Origin of the sequence: Chromobacterium sp. Panama (genome assembly GCF_003052555.1) — a bacterium.
In the GTDB taxonomy this organism is placed as follows: domain Bacteria; phylum Pseudomonadota; class Gammaproteobacteria; order Burkholderiales; family Chromobacteriaceae; genus Chromobacterium.
Genome location: NZ_QARX01000001.1, coordinates 2,724,778 through 2,742,106, shown reverse-complemented (window position 1 = coordinate 2,742,106; position 17,329 = coordinate 2,724,778). Strand labels below are relative to the sequence as shown.

The 17,329-nt window shown below is 66.3% G+C and carries 18 protein-coding genes; 10 read left to right on the top strand and 8 right to left on the bottom strand.

What is annotated here, in order from left to right; all coding sequences use genetic code 11:
- Nucleotides 1-74 precede the first annotated feature (74 nt).
- Nucleotides 75-434 (bottom strand): VOC family protein, encoded by a 360-nt coding sequence (locus tag DB032_RS12330; protein WP_107799755.1) that lies wholly within the window; start codon nucleotides 432-434, stop codon nucleotides 75-77.
- 68 nt (nucleotides 435-502) lie between these two features.
- Nucleotides 503-1,087: a HutD family protein gene (locus DB032_RS12325; RefSeq protein WP_107799754.1), complete on the bottom strand. Its 585-nt coding sequence runs from the start codon at nucleotides 1,085-1,087 to the stop codon at nucleotides 503-505.
- 370 nt (nucleotides 1,088-1,457) lie between these two features.
- Between DB032_RS12325 and DB032_RS12320 the strand changes: the two genes are divergently transcribed.
- The 4 genes from DB032_RS12320 (at nucleotide 1,458) to DB032_RS12305 (ending at nucleotide 5,309) form a co-directional block, all read left to right on the top strand.
- Nucleotides 1,458-3,173, top strand: a complete 1,716-nt coding sequence (locus DB032_RS12320) for an ABC-F family ATP-binding cassette domain-containing protein (RefSeq protein ID WP_107799753.1) — start codon at nucleotides 1,458-1,460, stop codon at nucleotides 3,171-3,173.
- Between the two features lie 153 nt (nucleotides 3,174-3,326).
- Nucleotides 3,327-3,629 carry a hypothetical protein gene (locus DB032_RS12315; RefSeq protein ID WP_107799752.1) on the top strand — a complete coding sequence of 101 codons (303 nt, stop codon included), beginning with the start codon at nucleotides 3,327-3,329 and terminating at the stop codon, nucleotides 3,627-3,629.
- Nucleotides 3,622-4,527, top strand: a complete 906-nt coding sequence (locus DB032_RS12310; protein WP_107799751.1) for a sensor histidine kinase — start codon at nucleotides 3,622-3,624, stop codon at nucleotides 4,525-4,527. Before DB032_RS12315 ends, DB032_RS12310 begins: the two co-directional genes overlap by 8 nt.
- A 29-nt stretch (nucleotides 4,528-4,556) precedes the next feature.
- Entirely contained in the window at nucleotides 4,557-5,309 is a 753-nt protein-coding gene (locus DB032_RS12305) for a LytTR family DNA-binding domain-containing protein (RefSeq protein ID WP_107799750.1), read from the top strand.
- Between the two features lie 11 nt (nucleotides 5,310-5,320).
- Here the strand turns inward: DB032_RS12305 and DB032_RS12300 are convergent, their stop codons facing one another.
- Nucleotides 5,321-6,121, bottom strand: a complete 801-nt coding sequence (locus tag DB032_RS12300) for an ABC transporter substrate-binding protein (protein ID WP_107799749.1) — start codon at nucleotides 6,119-6,121, stop codon at nucleotides 5,321-5,323.
- Between the two features lie 119 nt (nucleotides 6,122-6,240).
- On the opposite strand from DB032_RS12300, the gene DB032_RS12295 reads away from it, so the two are divergent.
- On the top strand, nucleotides 6,241-6,750 hold the full coding sequence (locus DB032_RS12295) for a GNAT family N-acetyltransferase (RefSeq protein WP_107799748.1): 510 nt from the start codon (nucleotides 6,241-6,243) through the stop codon (nucleotides 6,748-6,750).
- A gap of 42 nt (nucleotides 6,751-6,792) precedes the next feature.
- On the opposite strand, the gene DB032_RS12290 is transcribed toward DB032_RS12295, so the two are convergent.
- Nucleotides 6,793-7,554, bottom strand: a complete 762-nt coding sequence (locus DB032_RS12290; RefSeq protein ID WP_107799747.1) for an alpha/beta fold hydrolase — start codon at nucleotides 7,552-7,554, stop codon at nucleotides 6,793-6,795.
- 79 nt (nucleotides 7,555-7,633) lie between these two features.
- On the bottom strand, nucleotides 7,634-8,569 hold the full coding sequence (locus DB032_RS12285) for a LysR family transcriptional regulator (protein ID WP_107799746.1): 936 nt from the start codon (nucleotides 8,567-8,569) through the stop codon (nucleotides 7,634-7,636).
- Between the two features lie 129 nt (nucleotides 8,570-8,698).
- Between DB032_RS12285 and DB032_RS12280 the strand changes: the two genes are divergently transcribed.
- The 4 genes from DB032_RS12280 to DB032_RS12265 all read left to right on the top strand — a co-directional run bounded on the left by DB032_RS12280 (nucleotide 8,699) and on the right by DB032_RS12265 (nucleotide 12,807).
- Complete coding sequence (locus DB032_RS12280) at nucleotides 8,699-9,892, top strand: MFS transporter (RefSeq protein ID WP_107799745.1); 1,194 nt, start codon at nucleotides 8,699-8,701, stop codon at nucleotides 9,890-9,892.
- A gap of 63 nt (nucleotides 9,893-9,955) precedes the next feature.
- Nucleotides 9,956-10,756 carry a 2,5-didehydrogluconate reductase DkgB gene (dkgB, locus tag DB032_RS12275; RefSeq protein ID WP_107799744.1) on the top strand — a complete coding sequence of 267 codons (801 nt, stop codon included), beginning with the start codon at nucleotides 9,956-9,958 and terminating at the stop codon, nucleotides 10,754-10,756.
- Between the two features lie 182 nt (nucleotides 10,757-10,938).
- A complete protein-coding gene (locus DB032_RS12270) occupies nucleotides 10,939-12,156 on the top strand; it encodes a 6-phosphofructokinase (protein WP_107801833.1) in 1,218 nt (405 codons plus the stop codon).
- A 351-nt stretch (nucleotides 12,157-12,507) separates the two neighbouring features.
- Nucleotides 12,508-12,807, top strand: a complete 300-nt coding sequence (locus DB032_RS12265) for a putative quinol monooxygenase (protein WP_107799743.1) — start codon at nucleotides 12,508-12,510, stop codon at nucleotides 12,805-12,807.
- A 58-nt stretch (nucleotides 12,808-12,865) separates the two neighbouring features.
- Here the strand turns inward: DB032_RS12265 and DB032_RS12260 are convergent, their stop codons facing one another.
- The 3 genes from DB032_RS12260 to DB032_RS12250 form a co-directional block, all read right to left on the bottom strand.
- Entirely contained in the window at nucleotides 12,866-14,050 is a 1,185-nt protein-coding gene (locus tag DB032_RS12260) for a NupC/NupG family nucleoside CNT transporter (RefSeq protein WP_107799742.1), read from the bottom strand.
- Between the two features lie 255 nt (nucleotides 14,051-14,305).
- The gene (gene rlmD, locus DB032_RS12255) at nucleotides 14,306-15,844 is read right to left on the bottom strand and encodes a 23S rRNA (uracil(1939)-C(5))-methyltransferase RlmD (protein ID WP_107799741.1); all 1,539 of its coding nucleotides are present in this window, start codon (nucleotides 15,842-15,844) and stop codon (nucleotides 14,306-14,308) included.
- Nucleotides 15,845-15,888: 44 nt separating this feature from the next.
- Complete coding sequence (locus DB032_RS12250; protein ID WP_107799740.1) at nucleotides 15,889-16,596, bottom strand: metalloregulator ArsR/SmtB family transcription factor; 708 nt, start codon at nucleotides 16,594-16,596, stop codon at nucleotides 15,889-15,891.
- A gap of 121 nt (nucleotides 16,597-16,717) precedes the next feature.
- Between DB032_RS12250 and DB032_RS12245 the strand changes: the two genes are divergently transcribed.
- Entirely contained in the window at nucleotides 16,718-17,221 is a 504-nt protein-coding gene (locus DB032_RS12245) for a DUF2938 domain-containing protein (protein ID WP_107799739.1), read from the top strand.
- Nucleotides 17,222-17,329 lie beyond the last annotated feature (108 nt).

Here is a 17,329-nt window from a genome sequence, read left to right as displayed (position 1 = left end):
GCGGGCTCGGTCCGCCCGCGCTCCGTGGCGGGGGCGGACCGAGATCCCGTCGTTGGCGTGGCGCCGGTCTTTGCTTATGTCGACGCGGACGCGGCGGCTTCGGGCTGATGCAAGCCAAAGCTCAGGCCGCCGGGCGCATGGCATTGAGCGAATTTGCCGAAGCCCGGCTCCTCCGCGATGCCGCCGTCGATTTGGCCGCCCAAGGCCCGCACGCGCTCCACGGCGGCCGTGAGGTCCGGCACCTGGAAGAAGAGATCGATCCGGGGCGCGGCATCTCCCCCGTGCAGGCCGGCTTTAATCGATCCGGCCTGAAACCAGCCGCCGCCGTCCGTGCCCATAGGATGGAAGCTCCAGCCGAACAGTTCGGCGAAGAAGGCGCCGACAGGGGCCGCGTCTCCGGCGCCGATCTCGATATAGGAAACAGGTGATGCCATGGGAATCTCCTTTTGTGGTGAAAAAGCCTTTTGGCCTATTTCAACGGCCTAAACGATTATAGGCCGGATCAGGCCGGATCGACGGCTTCCAGTTCCACTTGCCACAGCGACAGCGGTCGCGCGGCTTGCAGCCGCAGCGTTTCGCCGCGCCGGGCGACGGCGGCGTCCCAGGCCGCCAGCGGCTGCGGCCGGCCGTCATGCCACAGCCGCGCGCCGTCCTCCAGCGCCAGCAGCAGGGTCAGCTCGGCGTCGGCGCGTAATTCCAGCGCGCCGTCCAGCGTCAGCCTGTCCAAGCGCGAGCGGTAGCGGCCGCGCCGCGTCATCACGTTGAAATCGGTCAGCGGGCCGTCCAGCAGCCGGCTTTGCGCCGGGGTTTCGCCGGCGAAGGCCAGCGGCTCGCCGCCCGGCGTCAGCCGCAGACGGCCGCGGCCGTCCAGTTCCAACTCCAGTCCCGCGCCTTGCAGGATCAGCAACTGCCGGTCCACGCCGTCGAAGCGCGAGAACGGCCCGTCGCTGGCCACGCTGGCCAGGCTGACGCGGTAGTCGAAATCGTCCAGGCCGGCCCCGGCCGGGGAGATCAGCAATTGCCGGGTGCTGCCGCCGCCGTTTTTCCACGGGCTGGGCGGGCAGTCTTGCAGGCGGATGAGCGTCATGGCGGGCCTTTGAGTGATTGCGGGGTGGGAAGGGCGCTCCAGTCTAGCAGGAGCGCGCCGCCGGCGTCGCCGGACGCGGGCGGGACTGGAATAGGCGGCCGCGCTTGGTTTACACTTCGGGTTTCCATCACCTTGAATAAAAAAGAAAGGAGGTAAATATGCTTCAATTTGCGCGCCCAGAAATGTTGGTTCGCTTGTTTAGCGCATTTGCCGGCTCTTGCCCGAGTTCCATCGCGCTGCGATAACCGGGTCGGAGCAAAGCCACTCTTCACTTCGAGTTTCACTCGCCGAGTCTTTCCCGACTCCCATGTTGTCGCCAGCGCTCCTGTTGACAGGGACTGTCACGTCCCGAAAAAACGAGAGCAAGAGCATGACAACCCTGATTTCCGCGCAATCCCTGCAACTGGACGCCGGCCACGGCCCGCTGTTCCAGGACCTTTCCTTTACCGTAAAACTGGGCGACCGCATCGGCCTGTTGGGCCATAACGGCTGCGGCAAGAGCAGCTTGCTGGACGTGCTGGCCGGCCAGCGCGAAGCCAATGCCGGCGCGGTGCAATACGCCGGCCTGTGCCGGCTCCAATACGTAGAGCAACACCTGCCGGCGAGGCTGGCGGGCTTAAGCGCGCGCTCGGCGCTGCTGGAGGCGGTGGACCGCCAGCCGGAGCAGCACTGGCGGGTGGACAGCCTGCTGGACGAGCTGGAACTGTCGGCCGCGGCCGACACCCCGGCGGCCAGTCTCAGCGGCGGCCAGCACACCCGGCTGCTGCTGGGGCGCGCGGTGCTGCGCCAGCCCAATCTGCTGCTGCTGGACGAGCCCAGCAACCATCTGGACCTGCCGTCGCTGCTGTGGCTGGAAGACTTTCTGCGCCGCTGGCAGGGCGGCTTCATCCTGGTGTCCCACGACGCGCGGCTATTGGACGCGGTGACTTCGCACAGCTGGATTCTGCGGGACCAGCGCCTGTACCGCTTCGAGCTGCCGTGCAGCCAGGCGCGGGCCGCGCTGGCGGAGGCGGACGACGCCGCGCGCGCGCGCCGCGCCGGCGAGCAGAAGGAGATAGACCGCCTGAACGCCAGCAGCAAGCGGCTGGCGATCTGGGGCCGCGAGCACGACAACGAAAAGCTGGTGCGCAAGGCCAAGTCCATGCAGAAGCGGGTGGACCGGCTGAAGGAGGAGCAAGCCTTCGTCAGCCGCGGCAGTCCGTGGCGCTTGCGGCTGCAAGGCCAAGCGCTGGCGGCGGACCGCTTGCAGGCTTTCGAGGGCTTGCAGGTGAGCGCCGCGCCCGGCTTGCCGGCCTTGTTCGAGGCCGACGAGCTGAGCCTGCGCAGCGGCGACAAAGTCGCCTTGCTGGGCGCCAACGGCGCGGGCAAGTCCTCCTTGCTGCGCCAGTGCTGGCAGGACTGGCTGCAAGGCGAGGCCGGCGCGGGCTGGCGGCCGCACCCGGCGGCGCGCGTCGCGTATTACGATCAGTCGCTGCGCCGGCTGGACGACGCGGCCGCGCTGTCGGACGCGCTGTACCCCTTCGCGCCGCTGAGCGAGGCGGAGCGGCGGCAGGCGCTGATTTCCGCCGGTTTCGCCTATGCGCGCCACGGACAGACCGTGGCCACTCTCAGCGGCGGAGAGCGCGCGCGGCTGCTGTTCCTGGCGCTGTCGCTGGCCAGCTACCACCTGCTGTGGCTGGACGAGCCGACCAACCACCTGGATCTGGACGGCAAGCGGGAACTGGCGGAGGCGCTGGCGGACTTTGCCGGCGGCTTCCTGCTGGTGTCGCACGACCGCGAGTTGATCGAACAATCGTGCAACCGCTTCTGGGTGGTCAGCGAGGGCCGGCTGCGCGAGTGGCCGGACGCCGCCGGCGCCTACGCCCAGCTGTTCACCCCGCAGGCCGTCGCGGCCGTGGCCGATCAGCCGACGGCGTCCGGCGACGCGTCCGTTCCCAAGGGCGCGGAGCGGCAGCTGGAGCGCCTGTATCAACTGGAGGCCTTGCTGAACGCGGATCTGGCGCGCAAGCCCAAGCATCAGAAGCCGCAATTGCAGCGTGAATGGCGGCGGGAGATGGGGGCGCTGGAACGGGAACTGGGCTTGTAACGCGAAGGGCGGCGTTAAAAACGCCGCCCGTTCGTCGCGTGTTTCGCCGCTTCATCCATCGCCTTGCGCGTTTCGTCGCAAGCCGCTGTCGGCCGCGTTTGGCGCTGGCTACAGTGAGCAGCGTCAACCACAACGCATTGCAAGGAGCTGAACATGGATCGGGAAAAACACGCGGAAGCCCTGGACGGACTGAACGGCGTCAAGCACAAAATCGCCATTTACTGGCGGCTTTATGTAGACTGGCTGGCCGGCCTCGGCTGGGGGCGGCTGGCCTTGGTCTCGCTGCTGGCCTTGATTTTGAGCGGCGTGCTGGCCTTGAGCGGCGCCGTGGTTTTTTTGATACTGATGTCCTTCCTGGTCAAGGCCTGCGTCGCGCCGAAGCCGTCGAGGCCGGCGGCGCTGACGCAGGGGACCGAGGAAGAAATGAAGCAAGACCGGGGGGCGTATCATGGATAGGCAAAAACATGCGGAGGCGCTGGCGGGCATTGAACTCGTCAGCCACAAGGCTTCCATCTACTGGTGGCTGTTTTTCGACTGGCTGGCCGCCGTCGGCTGGGGCCGGCTGCTGCTGATCTGCTTTCTGGGCCTGATCCTGGGCGGCATCATCGGGATTCCGGCGCTGGCCTTTTTCCTGGGCGTGACCGTCTGCATCGTCAAGATCGTGGCCAGAGGCAAGCGCCGGGCGGAGCAGCGCGCCGACGCGGCGGTGGTGCGCAGCCGGCAGGCGGAGGAGCTGGCCGAGGTGGAGGCGCTGCAACGCCAGCTGGCGGAAGCGCGGATGGGAGCGCTGCAGGCGCAGATCGAGCCGCACTTCCTGTTCAACACCCTGTCCTCGGTGTGCCAGTTGATGGAAACCGCGCCGGAGCGCGCCTTGCTGATGCAAAAGGCGCTGATCCGCTATCTGCGCTCCTCGCTGCCGGAGTGGCGGGAGTCCCCGGCGGAAACCAGCCTGGGCCAGCAGCTGGAATTGTCGCGCGCCTATCTGGACATCATGCAGCTGCGGATGGAAGACCGGCTGCGGGTGCGGCTGGAGGTGCCGGAGTCGCTGCTGGACGCGCGCTTTCCGGTGATGATGCTGCAAACCCTGGTGGAGAACGCGATCAAACACGGCCTGGAGCCCAAGGCCGAAGGCGGCGAGATCCTCATCGACGCCAAGGTGCTGGCCGGCGAGCTGCGGGTGGCGGTCAGCGACAGCGGCGTCGGCTTCCCGGAGCAGCCGGGGCAGGGCCTGGGCCTGAGCAATATCCGCGAGCGTCTGGCCATGTTGCACGGCGAGCGCGCGCAGCTGTTGCTGGAGGTGTTGCCGACAGGCGGCACCCGCGCCACCATAGGCCTGCCGTTCGCCTTGGTGTGAGCGGCCCGCTTGTAAAGAGGACAGCGTTAATGAGCAAATTGAGCGCGGTGATCGCCGACGACGAGCGCCTGATGCGCGAGCAACTGCGCATGGCCCTGCAACGGGTGTGGCCGGAGTTGAGGATAGTGGCCGAGGCCCGCGACGGCGCGGAGGCGGTGGAGTTGGTCCGCGAGCATAGGCCGGACCTGGCTTTTCTGGACATCACCATGCCGGTGCAGAACGGCATCGCCGCGGCGATGGAGATAGACGGCCTGTGCCCGGTGGTGTTCGTCACCGCTTACGACCAATACGCGATCAAGGCCTTTGAAGAAGGCGCGGTGGATTATCTGCTCAAGCCGGTGGAGGACGAGCGGCTGTTGCGCACGCGCCAGCGCTGGGAGCAGCGGCAGCTGACGCTACCCTCGCATTGGCAGGACTCGCTGCAGCAACTGAGCCGCCAACTGGCGCGGCCGGACTATCTGCGCTGGATCAAGGCCTCGGTGGGCAATAGCCTGCGCATGATCAGCACCGGCGAGGTGCTGTTTTTCCAGTCCGATGAAAAATACACCCGGGTGCAGACCGCCGCTTGCGAAGCCTTGATCCGCATGCCGATCAAGGAACTGTTGCAGGCGCTGGACCCGGACGAATTCTGGCAGATCCACCGCTCCACCCTGGTGCGGGTGGACGCCATCGAGCAGATCAAGCGCGACGACGGCCAGCGCGGCCTCATGCTGCAATTGCGCGGCTATCCGGAACCGCTGGAAGTCAGCCGCAGCTACGCCCATCTCTTTCAGCGCATGTAAGCCGGGAGGCTTCAAGGTTTTGCCGTAGAGACCGGCTGATCGTAAGCCCCATCCTCGAAATCCCGCTCCATCCGCCGGTATTGGGCGCTGTTTTTAAGCCGGACCAGGCCTTCGTTGAAGCGGTCCAGCAGCCACTGGCTTTGCGGCTGCGCCCGGCTCAGCATCAGGCGGTACTCATTGCGTTCCCACACCTTGGGCGCGTAGACGATGGCGGCGCGCTGCTCCGGCGTGAAGCGCTGGCGCAGCAAGGATTGCCCCACCGATTTGACCAGGGGGAAAAAATCGATGCGCTCCGCCAGCAATTGCCGCATGCCGCTTTCTATGTCCTGAGTGCTGTCGTTGCGAATATGGCCGGCGCGCACCGCCTCGCCCCATACCCCCAGTTTGGAACCGTTGGGCGTGGCCATGCGCAAGCCGTACAAATCCGGCATCTCCGTCGGAGAAAGCGGGCGTTTGGCCAAGTGAAACGCCACCTCCTCATCCACCACCACCGGCAGGCTGAACAGCGCGAATCGCTCGCGCTCCGGCGTGATCGACCACACCACCGATCCCGCGATCTCGCCGCCGCGCACCATGGCCTCGGCCCGGGCCCAGGGGAAATGCCGGTAGCGCACCGTGATCCCGGCCAGGCGGAAGGCTTCGCTGACAATGTGGGAGGCATAGCCCTGCTGCGGCAGCTTGGCGGATAGATAGGGCGGCCACTCCCCGCTGGCCAGCACCACCTCCCGCGCCGGCGGCGGCGCGGCGGCGAGGCAGGGCGGGGCGAGAACGGCGCAGCAGATCAGCGCCAGGCGCATCGGGGACCAAACCATGGCAGCGTCCGATAGGGTTTGTTCCAGACTAGCAGGTTTGCCGCGCCGCGCTCCGGCATGAAAACTGCTTGTCCCGGCTTGTGGCCGCGGTCCGCGCGCGGCGTTCAAGGGGGAAAAAGATGAGCACGATCAGAATGACGCCGGCGCTGGCGGCCCGGGATTACTCGCGCCTGAGCGCCTTATTGGCCGACTGCGTGACCGGCGGCGCGTCGGTGGGCTTCCTCGCGCCCTTGCCTGAGGCCGAGGCCGCCGCTTACTGGGCGCAGGTGGACGCGCTGCTGGGCGCCGGCCTGCAATTATGGCTGGCGGAAGAGGGCGAGGAGCTGCTGGGCTGCGTGCAACTGGCGCCTTGCCAGCGCGGCAACGGCCGCCACCGCGCCGAGGTGCAGAAGCTCTTGGTGCATTCCGCCCGCCGGGGCCGCGGCGTGGCGCGCCAATTGATGGCGGCGCTGGAAGATCATGCACACAAACAGGGCATCCGCCTGCTGGTGCTGGACACCGAGGCCGGTTCCGGCGCGGAGGACGTCTACCGCAAACTGGGCTGGAGCAAGAGCGGGGAGATCCCGGATTACGCCGCCCGTCCGGACGGACGCCTGCATCCCACCGCCTATTACTTCAAGCGCTTGTGAGGCGTCGGGGCTTGTCGGCCAACGCCATCATGGGGCGGGCGTTTAGCTAGAGGCGATAGCCGTCAGCGCGTCGCGCACCGCGGAGACGACCCGTTCCGGTTCCGAGAATTGCGGAAAATGGCCGCTGCGGGCGGCGATGACGTGGCGGCCGCGCGGCGACAGCGCCGCCAGCCGGCGCTGGCCCTCGGCGCGCGCGTCCAGCACCGCCTTGGAGGTGAGCCAGGACAAGCCCGGCGCGCCGCCGCTGATCACAAACAGAGGGATGTCGGGGAAGGGCGGCGCTTCGGCGATCTGTTCCGCGCTGCGGCGCAGGTGGCCGGTCTCGTTCAGGGTGTCCCGGTCCTGAGCCAGGTCCAGCGCCCGGCGCAGCAACTGGCCCAGCCGGCCTTGCCGCGCGTCCAGCGCGCTGATGTCCTCCGGCGCGGCGGCGTCCAGCAGCACCACGGCGGCCACTTCGCCGGCGTAGCTGCGGGCGAACAGATTGGCGATCAGGCCGCCCAAGGCGTGGGCCACCAGCACATAGGGCGGGGCCAGGTCCGCCTTGAACAACAGCGCGCGCAGGGTTTCCATCATCGCGGCGCCGGTCTGCGCCTCGCGGGCGTTGCCGCTGTTGCCTATGCCGCAGCGGTTGTAGGCGAACACGCCGCTGAGCGTTTCCAGCGCCGGCAGCACTTTGTACCAGCCCTCCATCGGCGTGCCGGCGTCGTTGATCAGCACGATGGGCGGCGCGGCGGCGCCGACGGCGATGTACTCCATGGCGACGCCGTCGATGGCGACGATGAGCTTGGGGGGCAGGGTGGTCATGGCGCAAGCGGGCGGCGGCCGCCGTAATGGATCTATCTTATTGTTTTTGTAAGTGAAAAATTAATTCAGTTCCTGAACTTCATGAAGGACGCTGATTTTTTTCCATCGTCGTCGGCTGTCCCAGCCTCTGGCCTAGCTCCGCGGCGAGATAATCCACCCAGGCGCCGACGCGCGGCGCCAGCGCGCCCTGTTTGTAGAACACCGCCCAGATAGTCTGGCTCCACGGCAGGCTGACGGCGTCCAGCACCGGCGACAAGCGGCCGCTTTGCAGATCTTCGGCGGTGAGCAGGTCGTTGAGACAGGCGATGCCGGCGCCGTGCAAGGCTAGGTGCAACAGGGTTTCGCCGCTGGAGGCGGTCAGCGCGGGCTGGATGGCCAGCCCGTTGCCGCCGCGGTGGCGCAGCGGCCATTGATTGAGGGTTTCCGGGGCGGTGAAGCCCAGCAGCCGGTGCCGCGCCAGCGCGTCGGCGCTGTCCGGCGCGCCGCGGCGGCTCAGATAGTCCGGCGAGGCCACCAGGCGGATGCGGCTGTCGCCCAGGCGGCGGGCGCTGAGGCTGGAGTCCGCCAGCGCGCCCATGCCGACGCGGATGGCGACGTCGGCCCGCTCTTCTATCAGATCGACGATGCCTTCCGCGCCCGTCAACTCCAGGCGCACCTGCGGGTAGCGTTCCAGAAAGCCGGCGGCCAGCGGCGCGATCAGCCGGGTGAGGATGGGGGTGGCGGCGTTGACGCGCAGCAGGCCGCTGGGCTGGGCCAGGCTGGCGGCCAACTGAGCCTCGGTGTCCTGCAGCTCGGCCAGAATGCGGCGCGCGCGTTCCAGCAGCCAGCGGCCTTCCGCGGTCAGGTCCAGCCGGCGGGTGGTGCGGGTGATCAGCGCCACGCCCAACTGTTTTTCCAGCCGGCTGACGCTGCGGCTGATGCCGGACGGGGTCTGGTCCAGACGCTCCGCGGCGGCGGAGAAGGAGCCGGCGTCTATGACTGAGACAAATGCAATCAGCGCTTCCATGGGTAGCATTGTTGATTCCTGAGCAAAAGTTTTTGTCAGTGAAGCGGATTTTTCCGCGGCTGGCAAGCGTGGAGAATGCGGCCTTATTCGTTTGCCCGCCGCGGCGGGCCCGACTCGGCTTTTCTTTGGGAGAACACCATGCCGCTTGCCTTATGGGCGCTGACCTTGAGCGCCTTCGCCATTGGCACCACCGAATTCGTCATCGTGGGCCTGATTCCCACCATCGCTTCCAGCCTGGGAGTGTCGCTGCCGTCCGCCGGCCTATTGGTCAGTCTTTACGCCTTGGGCGTGGCGGTGGGCGCGCCGCTGTTGACCGCGCTGACCGGCCGCGTGCCGCGCAAGCCCTTGCTGCTGGGGCTGATGGCCTTGTTCACCCTGGGCAATCTGGTGGCCTGGCAGGCGCCGGGCTACCAGGCGCTGATGGCGGCGCGGGTGCTGACCGGCCTGGCGCACGGGGTGTTCTTTTCCATCGGCTCCACCATCGCCACCGGCCTGGTGAGCAAGGACAAGGCGGCCAGCGCCATCGCGCTGATGTTCAGCGGCCTGACGGTGGCGCTGGTGAGCGGGGTGCCGCTGGGCACCTTCATCGGCCAGACCCTGGGTTGGCAAGCCACGTTTCTGGCGGTGTCCATGCTGGGGGTGCTGGCCTTCATCGGCAGCCTGCTGCTGGTGCCCAAGGACATTCCCCAACCGCCGCCGGCCTCGCTGGCCGCGCAGCTGGCGGTGTTGAAGCGGCCGCGGCTGCTGTTGGTGTACGCGATGACGGCCTTGGGCTACGGCGGTTCTTTCATCGCCTTCACCTATCTGGCGCCCATTCTGGAGCAGGTCAGCGGTTTCGCGCCGTCGCGGGTGGGGTTGGTGATGCTGGTGTACGGCGTGTCGGTGGCGGCGGGCAATATCTGGGGCGGCCGGCTGGCGGACCGCAAGGGGCCGGTGCGCGCCTTGCAGATCATCTTCGCCTTGCTGGCGCTGGTGCTGCTGGCGCTGAGCTTCACCGCGCCGTCGCCGGCGTGGGTGCTGGTCACGGTGCTGGCCTGGGGCGCGGTGGCTTTCGGCAATGTGGCCGGCCTGCAGCTCTATGTGGTGCGGCAGGCGGAACGCGACGCGCCACAGGCGGTGAACGTGGCTTCCGGCCTGAACATCGCCGCCTTCAATGTCGGCATCGCCGGCGGCGCCTGGGCCGGTGGCTGGGTGGTGGCGGAGCTGGGCCTGCTGGCCACGCCGTGGATAGGCGCGCTGGTGGTGTTGGCCGCCTTGGCCTTGACCACTTGGTCCGGCGCGCTGGACCGCCGCGCGGCGCGGACGCCGGCAATGTGTTCGCAGGCGGTTTGACCGCCGGAGCAGGACAATGGAAATAAAGCGCCATAGGGCGCGCAATTGAAAGGACGTTTCATCATGGATATGCCAAAAATAGGTTTGGGCACCTTCCGTCTGGAAGGGCAACAAGTGGTGGATTCGGTATTGACCGGGTTGGAGCTGGGCTACCGCCACATCGACACCGCGCAGATTTACGGCAACGAGGCCGAGGTGGGGCAGGCGCTGCGCCAGAGCGGCTTGCCGCGCGAGCAGGTGTTTCTCACCACCAAGATCTGGACCGAGAACCTGGGGCGAGAGCGGCTGGCGGACAGCCTGCGCCGCAGCCTGGACTTGCTGGGCGTGGAGCAGGTGGACATGACGCTGATCCATTGGCCGTCGCCCGGCGACGCGCTGCCGGTGGCGGAATATATGGAAGCGCTGGCCCTGGCCAAGCAGCAAGGGCTGACGCGGCGGATAGGCGTGTCCAATTTCACCATCGCCCATCTGCGCCGGGCGCTGGCCGCGGTGGGGCCGGGGGAGATCGCCAGCCAGCAGGTGGAAGTGCATCCTTTCCTGCAAAACCGCAAACTGCTGGATTTTTGCCGAGAGCAGGGGGTGCCGGTCACCGCCTATATGCCGCTGGCTTACGGCAAGGTGATGGACGAGCCGCTATTGCGCGAAATCGCCGCGCGGCATCGGGCCAGCCCGGCGCAGCTGGCCTTGGCCTGGTTGTTGCGCCAGGGGCTGGCCGTGATTCCATCGTCCACCCGGCGCGCCAATCTGGCCGCCAATCTGCAGGCGGAGACGCTGAGTTTGAGCGAGGCCGATATGGATGCCATCGCCGGCCTGGAGCGCGGCGAGCGGCTGGCCGATCCGGAGTTCAGCCCGCGCTGGGATTAGGAGGGCCAAGGCCGCCTGTAGCGCGGCGGCAACTTGCGAGCGGATTTGCCGCCGGTCAAGGAAATGGGGAATGGCGGCGCCGTCCGGCTTGAGGCGGCTTTCCGGCCAGTGGTATGTTTGTGGTATTCCCGGCCCGGCCGCGCGCCGCGCCGTTTGATTCTCCATTTCTCCAGGTGGCGATGATGTCCAAACCCCGTGCCGTATATTTGCAGTCGGGCGGTCCGACTGCGGTGTTGAACGCTTCCGCGCAGGGCGCGATAGAAACCGCGCGCCAGCGCGGCCTGTCGATGTACGGCGCTTTCGACGGTCTGGCCGGCCTGCTGGAGGACCGCTTGTGCAATACCGACGCGGTATCGGACGAGGCCATCGCCCAACTGGCCTTCATGCCCGGCGGCAGCTTCGGCGTCAGCCGGCGCATGATAGGGAGCTTCGCCGAGGCCGGCGACGACTGGCGGCGGCTGCGCGAAGTGTTGGCCCGGCACGACATCCATTATCTGCTGGTCAACGGCGGCAACGGTTCGCTGGGCTGCGCCGAGCGTTTGGCGGAGTTCGAGCGCCACATGGGCTATCCGCTCAAAGTGGTGGGCGTTCCCAAGACCATAGACAACGATCTGGTGGGCACCGACAACAGCCCCGGCTACGGCTCCTCCGCCAAATTCCTGGCCAGCGCGATGCGCGAGGTGGGGCTGGACATGACCAGCATGGGCTGGGGCCGGGTCTTCATCATGGAAACCATGGGCCGCCATACCGGCTGGCTGGCGGCGGCCTGCGCCGCGGCGGCGCGCAATGAGCGCGAAGCGCCGCATTTGCTGCTGCTGCCGGAAGTGGCTTTCAATGCCGAGCGTTTCCTCGCCGCGGTGGACGACAGGCTGGCGCGCTTCGGCCAGTGCGCGATCGCGGTGGCGGAGGGCATTACCGACGCCGACGGCCGCTTCGTCGCCGAGGCCAAGAAATCCGAAGTCTACGGCCATGAGCAACTGGGCGGCGCCGGTCACTGGATCGCCCAGCTGCTGCTGCGCGAGCGCGGCATTTCCGCGCACGTGGCGCAGGTGGATTATCTGCAGCGCGCCGGCGGTCATCTGGGTTCCAGCATGGATGTGCGTCAGGCCTACATCATGGGCGAGCGGGCGGTGGAGTGGCTGCTGGCCGGCAAGAGCGGCGTGATGGCCGGCATCAAGCGCATCCAGAACCACCCTTATTGCTGGGACGTGGTGGAGGTGCCGTTGGCGGTGGTGGGCGATCAGGAGAAGCGGCTGCCGCCGGAGTTCATCGGCGCCGACGGCTTCAGCGTGACGCCGGCCTTCCTCGACTATGTGCGTCCCTTGATGGAGGGCGAGCGGATTCCGCCGTTCAAGGATGGATTGCCGGATTATCGGCCCATCGCCTGGCCCAAGGTGTGAGGGCGGGAAGCACTGGATGGAAAACCCGGCTTGCGCCGGGTTTTTTTATTGCCCGGCGCCGGGTGGCGCGGCGTTTTCAAACCCGGATTGAAAGAGTCTGCGCGCGGCCGGTCTGTTTGGCCTTGCGCGGCGTCTTCATACTGACGGTTTGAGGCGTAGGCCAGCGCGCCGTCGCCGCATCATCATCCCAAGAGCCTGTTCAAAGTCTTGCGAGCCAGAGCGAGACAAGGCGAAAACGAGCGAGAAAGCGGAATGTACAAGCGGTACATGAGCATTTTGAGCTCGGTTTCAACGCCGTATCGCCGAAGCGCAGCAGACTTTGAACAGGCTCTAAGAACGGAGAACCGCATCATGACGACATTACCCCTGACCAGCATCGCCGTGCTCAAGGCCAAGCCGGGCCAGCGCGAAGCGCTTCGCGTTGCGCTGACCGCCTTGGTCGAGCCCACTCGCCGCGAGGCGGGCAACCTCGATTACACCCTGTTCGAACTCACGGACGAGCCGGGCAGCTTTTACATGCGGGAAGCCTTCGTCAGCCGCGCCGCGCTGGACGAGCATTTGGCCGCGCCTTACTTCCGGGCCTTCGAAAAGCGCTTCGATGAATTGCTGGCTGAGCCGATCAAGCTGATTTTCCTCGACAAGGTGGCTTGAGGCGGGAAATGAAACAGGCCCGGCATAGACCGGGCCTGTTGGCGGAGGAGGGGCCGGTTTAGAGCACCAGGCCGCCGATCAGCGCCGACAGAATGCTGACCAGGGTGGAACCGTACACCAACTTCAGGCCGAAGCGGGACACCATATTGCCGCGCTCCTCGTCCAGGCCCTTGACCGCGCCGGCGATGATGCCGATGGAGCTGAAGTTGGCGAAGGACACCAGGAAGATGGAGATCACGCCTATGGTGTATTCCGACAGCTGGGCGGTGAGCTTTTTCAATTCCATCATCGCCACGAACTCATTGGTCACCAATTTGGTGGCCATGATGCTGCTGGCCGGCATGATGTCGGCGGCCGGAATGCCCATCAACCAGGCGAAGGGATAGAACACATAGCCCAGCACATACTGGAAGTTCACGCCGAAGACGGCGTCGAAGAGGTGGTTGACGGTGGTGATCAGCGCGATGAAGCCAATCAGCATCGCGCCGACGATCACAGCGATCTTGAAGCCGGCCATGATGTAGTCGCCCAGCATTTCGAAGAAGGACATGCGGTGGGCGGCTTCGGCGCTGATCAGTTCATCGTCGTCGCGGCTGGCGTCGTAGGGGTTGATCAGCGACAGGATGACGAAGGTGCTGAACAGATTGAGAATCAGCGCGGTGACCACGAAACGCGGCTGGATGATCTGCATATAGGAGCCGACGATGGACATGGACACCGTGGACATGGCGGTGGCGGCCAGCGTGTACATGCGCTTTTCCGAGAAGCTGCCGATGATGTTCTTGTAGGCGATGAAGTTCTCGGACTGGCCCACGATCATGGAGCCGACGGCGTTGAAGGACTCGATCTTGCCCATGCCGCTGATCTTGGCCAGCACCCAGCCGATGCCGCGTATCACCCAGGGCAGCACGCGGATGTGCTGCAGGATGCCGATCAGCACCGAGATGTAGACGATGGGCATCAGCACCTTGAGGAAGAAGCTGAACTCGCCCTGATTGAGCAGGCCGCCGAACACGAAGTTGGTGCCTTCGCCGGCGTAGCTCATCAATTTATCGAACACGCCGGCCACGCCGCCCACCAGGGTCAGGCCGTAGCTGGAGTGCAGCAGGAAGTAGGCCAGCGCCATCTCCACCACGATCAGTTGCAGCACGTAGCGGATCTTGATGTTCTTGCGGTCGCGCGCCACCACTTGGGTCAGCAGGAAGACAACCAGCAGTCCGAAGACGAATTGAAGTATGTGCATATCTATTGCCTTGATGGGCCGTCCTTCAGGCAGGAGCGGCGATGTTGGCGGGCGCGCCCGCTGTGTGTGCTTGTGTTGTTGATTGGCGAACGGCGAATTTTGACATGAAGCGATTGCCGCTTCCATGTAAAACGCATTCGCCCGCCACTGTGCGCTTATCCGCTGTCGCAAACCAGCCGGTTTGATCAAACAAGCTGCGCGGCCGGCTCAAAAATAAAGCCCCCGGCCATGGCCGGAGGCTTGTCGCATGCGGGACTATTGCGCTTGCTGTTCCGCTTCGCGGCGGGCTTGTTCGGCGAAATAATAATCGCGGCGGGCCTGCTTGGCCGCGGCCTTTTCAGCCAGCTCCTGCTCCTTCTTGGCGGCTTCCGCCGCCGCCTCGGCGCGCTGCGCCGCTTTCACCGCCTCGCGTTCGGCTTCCTCGGCGGCTTCGATCGCGGCGATTTCGCTGCGGCTCTTGCACGGGCCGGTTTTTTCGAACCAGGCCACGGATTCCACATGGGCGGTGTGCGGGAACATATTGATGATGCCGGCCGCCTTCAGCGTGTAGCCCTTGGTGTGCACCAGCACATTGGCGTCGCGCGCCAGCGTGGCCGGATTACAGGACACGTAGACGATGCGTTTGGGCGCGGTGTCCTCGGTGATGGCCTTCAGCAGCTGCACTGCGCCGTCGCGCGGCGGGTCCACCAGCATCTTGTCGAAGCGGCCGAGCGCGGCGAAGGACTCCTCGGTGACTTCGAACAGATTGGCCATCTCATAGCTGACCTTGTCCTGCAGGCCGTTGTGGGTGGCGTTTTCCACCGCGCGCTTGACCAGGGGCTGGCTGCCTTCCATGCCGTGCACCTCGGCGCCGGAACGGGCGATGGGCAGGGTGAAGTTGCCGATGCCGCAGAACATGTCGGCGATGCGCTCGCCCGGCCGTGGGTCCAGGAATTTCAGCGCGCGCGACACCATGACCGCGTTGATCTCGGGGTTCACCTGGGTGAACTCGGTGGGGTAGTAGGGCATCTCCACGCGGTATTCCGGCAGGCTGTAAGTCAGCTTGGGCGCGTCCAGCGGGTAGACCGGATAACAGGTGTCCGGGCCCTTGGGCTGCAGCCACATCTGCAAGGGCCGCTCCTTGCTGCCGTGGGCGTCGGAGAAGGCGCGCAGCAAGGCGTGGTCGGCGTCGTTGATGGCTTCCATATTGCGGAACACCAGGATGTCCACCTTGTCGCCCACCGCCAGCTCCACCTGGGGCATGCGGTTGTTGATCGACAGCTTGTAGATCATCTCGCGCAGCGGCACGATCAGGTCCGAGATATGGCGCGGCAGGATGTGGCACTCGCTCATATCGGTGATGTAGGTGGAGCGCTTCTCGTGGAAGCCCACCAGCACGCCGCCCTTTTTCTCCACCAGCCGCGCCGACATCCGCGCGCGGTGGCGGTAGTGCCAGGCCGGGCCGGCGATGGGCGTCAGCACCTGTTGCGGCTTGACCCGGCCGATGCGGGCCAGATTGTCTTCCAGCACCCTTTGCTTGACCGCCACTTGGGCGGAGAACTCCACATGCTGCATCGAACAGCCGCCGCAGGTGCCGTAATGCGGACAGCGCGGCTGCGTGCGCAGAAAGCTTTCCTTCAGCACCTGGCTGGTGTTGGCGTTCTCGTAGGAAGACTTCTTGCGATAGGCGCTGTAGACCACGGTTTCATAAGGCAGCGCGCCGTCGATGAAGATGGTCTTGCCATCGACGTGGGCGACTCCCCGGCCTTCGTGGTCCAGCGACTCGACCTGAGCGATAGTCTGTTTGTGCGTCATGGTGTTGCTTGGAAAATCAAACGGAAAGCGGCGATTTTCTCAAATTATCCGGCAACGCGCAGGGGTTTTTTGTCCGCGCCGGCCGGCGCGCCGGTTTCGACCTCCAGCCCGGCCGCTTTCCATTGCGGGAAGCCGCTGTCCAGCCGCCTGGCGTTCAGGCCGCGGGCGCGCAAGGCGGCCACCGCCTGGGTGGACAGCACGCAGAAGGGGCCGCGGCAATAGGCGATGATTTCGGCGCCGGCGCGGAGCTGTGCCAGGCCGTGTTCCAACCGCTCCGGCGGCAGGTTGAGCGCGCCGGGCAGATGGCCGGCGGCGTACTCGTCCGCCGGCCGCACGTCCAGCAGGATGAGGTCGCCGTCGCCCAAGCGGCGCAGCAGCTCGTCCAGCGTGACGCCGTCCAGCGTCTCGGGCCGGGCGGCGGCGTCGTCCAGCAGCGCGCGGACGGCGGCGCGGCGGTGCTCGGCCTGACGGCGCAGCGCGTCCAGCACGGCCAGAATGGGGCCGTCGCCCAGCCGGTACATCACGCGCTTGCCGTCGCGGCGCGATAGGACCAGTCCGGCGCGCTTCAGGTGTTGCAGGTGTTGCGAGGCGTTGGCGATGGACAGACCGGCCAGCTCGGCCAGCCGCTCAACCGGGCGCTCGCTTTGGGCGATGTGTTCCAGCAGCAACAGTCGGTGGGCGTGGCTCAGCGTGCGGGCCAGGTCTGCCAGGTCGGCGAAGCGTTCCGGAGCGGGCGGGGGAGTGCTGGTCATGGACGGCCTTCAAAATATCATTCAATCAATCTATTTAATGATAATCTATTGATCAGCGTTTGTCAGCGCCGGCGTCGCGTCGGGCGCGGCGTGGGCATTGAATGGTTGATGGGGAGAGGGCATGGAGGCGGTGACGGAATGGTTGGCGCGCGGCGCGCTGGTGGGCGTAGGCGCCACGGTGGTGATGGATGCGTGGGCGTACTGGCTGCGGCGGAGCTTTGGCACGCCGTCGCTGGATTACGCTCTGGTGGGGCGCTGGGTGGCGCATTGGCGGCGCGGCCGCTTCCGCCACGCAAGCATCGCCCGCGCCGAGCCGGCGCGCGGCGAGCGGGCGCTGGGCTGGCTGGCGCATTATTTGATTGGCGTCGTCTTCGCGCTGTTGTTGCTGGCCGCGTGCGGCGAGCTTTGGTGGCGCGCGCCGACGCCGGGGCCCGCGCTCTTGTTCGGCCTCGCCAGCGCGGCGGCGCCTTTCCTGCTGATGCAGCCGGCGATGGGCGCGGGTTTCTTCGCGTCGAAAACGCCGCGGCCATGGCTGTCGCGCCGGCGCAGCCTGGCGGCGCACGCCAGTTTCGGCCTGGGCCTGTACGCGGCGGCCTGGGTTTTGGCGCATTGGCCTGCGTTTTGAGCTCAAGCCGGCTATGCTGGCGTAAAACCGACAATATTAGCGACAGCCCGGAGGCGGCAGGGGCTTGGTAATAGTCAGAATCTTGCTTTCCCACGCTTTCTGTTAGAA